The following is a 2,572-nucleotide window of genomic DNA, read 5'->3' on the forward strand; positions in this document are numbered from 1 at the left end:
GTTTCGTGTGCGCGGAGATTCAGTCGAAATCATTCCTGCCTCTCGAGAAGAGCACGCAATCCGTGTCGAGTTCTTCGGAGATGAAATTGATCGTATCAGGGAAGTTGACGTTTTGACAGGTGAGATTGTCGGAGACCGCGAGCATGTTGCCATTTTCCCGGCATCACACTTCGTAACAAGAGAAGAAAAGTTGAAAAAAGCGATCGAGAACATCGAAAAAGAACTAGAAGTGCGTGCGAAAGAACTAAAAGACCAGGATAAGCTTCTCGAAGCTCAGCGAATTGAACAAAGAACAAACTATGATTTAGAAATGATGAGGGAAATGGGTTTTTGTTCCGGGATTGAGAACTACTCCCGTCATTTGACGTTCAGAGAGCCTGGGGCGACCCCATATACTCTAATGGATTATTTCCCCGATGATTTCTTGATCATGGTGGATGAGTCTCACGTGACACTCCCCCAGGTGAGAGGAATGTACAACGGAGACAGAGCACGTAAACAAGTACTTGTTGACCATGGGTTCCGTTTACCATCGGCCATGGATAACCGCCCGCTTCAATTTCCTGAGTTCGAGGAGAAAGTTAATCAAGCCACCTACGTCTCCGCGACACCAGGTCCTTATGAATTAGAACATACTCCTAAGATGACGGAACAGATCATTCGACCTACAGGATTGTTGGATCCGGAAATTGATGTCCGTCCAATTCATGGTCAAATCGACGACCTTGTAGGTGAAATCAATAAACGGAATGAAAAGAATGAGCGCGTCCTTGTGACAACATTGACGAAGAAGATGTCTGAAGACCTGACAGATTACTTGAAAGAACTTGGAATCAAAGTGGCTTATCTTCACTCAGAAATTAAGACTTTGCAGCGCATTGAAATCATCCGTGACCTTCGTGTCGGCAAATACGATGTGCTTGTCGGAATCAACTTACTGAGGGAAGGCCTCGACATTCCAGAAGTGTCCTTAGTATCTATTTTAGATGCTGATAAAGAAGGGTTCCTACGTTCTGATCGTTCTCTTATCCAGACGATTGGACGAGCTGCACGTAATGAGAACGGACGTGTGATCATGTATGCTGATAAAATGACAAAATCCATGCAGTTCGCGATTGATGAAACGTACAGACGTCGTGAAAAGCAGATTGCTTATAATGAAGAACACGGCATTACACCGACTACCATTAAGAAGGAAGTCAGAGACGTTATTAAAGCAACAGCTGTTGCTGAAGAAGAAGGCAATTATGAAGCTACGAAGAAGCCTTCCGAAATGACAAAGAAAGAGCGTCAGGAAATGATCGACAATTTAGAAACCGAAATGAAACAAGCGGCCCGCGATCTCGATTTCGAACGAGCGGCCGAATTACGAGATGTTTTATTGGAATTAAAAGCGGAGGGATGATTGTACAATGGCCAGTAAGCATATCAGTATCAAAGGAGCACGAGCCCATAATTTAAAGAATATCGATATTGATATTCCGAAAAATAAGCTCGTAGTTATGACAGGTTTGTCCGGGTCAGGAAAATCATCATTAGCGTTCGACACGATCTACGCAGAAGGACAGCGTCGATATGTCGAATCGCTAAGTGCCTATGCCCGCCAGTTTTTAGGTCAGATGGACAAGCCGGATGTTGATTCGATAGAAGGTTTATCACCTGCTATTTCCATTGACCAGAAAACAACGAGCCGTAACCCGAGATCGACCGTAGGAACAGTCACAGAGATTTATGACTATTTACGCCTGCTCTTTGCCCGGATCGGACGTCCGACTTGTCCGAAACACGGAGTTGAGATCAGTTCACAGACTGTCCAGCAAATGGTGGACCGTGTGATGGAATACCCTGAGCGCACAAAACTTCAAATTCTCGCTCCTGTCGTTTCAGGACGTAAAGGCGAGCATGTGAAGGTATTCCAGCAGCTTCAAAAAGAAGGGTATATTCGGTTGCGTGTCGATGGAGAGATGCGTGAGATTTCCGAGGAAATAAATCTTGATAAAAATAAAAAGCACTCGATTGAAGTGGTTGTAGACCGAATTGTCGTTAAAGATGGTGTAGAAGGCCGTTTATCTGATTCGATCGAAACAGCCCTGAATCTTGGTGGCGGACATACGATCGTTGACGTTATTGATGATGAAGAGCTGATGTTCAGTGAGCACCATGCTTGCCCGATTTGCGGCTTTTCTGTAAGTGAACTTGAACCTCGTATGTTCTCATTCAACAGTCCATACGGCGCATGCAGCCGCTGTGATGGGTTGGGTACGCAGCTTGAAGTGGATATTGATCTGGTCATCCCTGATTGGAATCTTTCGTTGAAGGATCACGCCATTGCCCCATGGGAACCGACAAGCTCACAGTATTATCCCCAATTATTGAAGAGCGTCGCCGATCATTACGGAATCGATATGAATAAGCCGATCAAGGACTTGCCTAAAGAACAGATGGAGAGAGTCCTCTATGGAAGCGGAGATGAAAAAGTATATTTTCGCTATGAGAACGACTTTGGAAAAGTAAGAGAAAATGAAATCTATTTTGAAGGGGTCATTCCGAACATCTCCCGCCGTTATAGGGA

At 44.8% G+C, this 2,572-nt stretch carries 1 protein-coding gene and 1 pseudogene; both read left to right on the top strand.

The features are described 5' to 3' along the window. Positions 1–1,405, top strand: a 1,405-nt coding sequence (gene uvrB, locus LD39_RS14225; RefSeq protein ID WP_035548361.1) for an excinuclease ABC subunit UvrB, incomplete at its 5' end; no start/stop codon positions are given. 7 nt (positions 1,406–1,412) lie between these two features. After that, positions 1,413–2,572, top strand: a pseudogene (locus tag LD39_RS14230) (excinuclease ABC subunit UvrA); the annotation flags it as partial.

Source organism: Halobacillus sp. BBL2006 (assembly GCF_000786645.1).
Taxonomy (GTDB): domain Bacteria; phylum Bacillota; class Bacilli; order Bacillales; family Halobacillaceae; genus Halobacillus.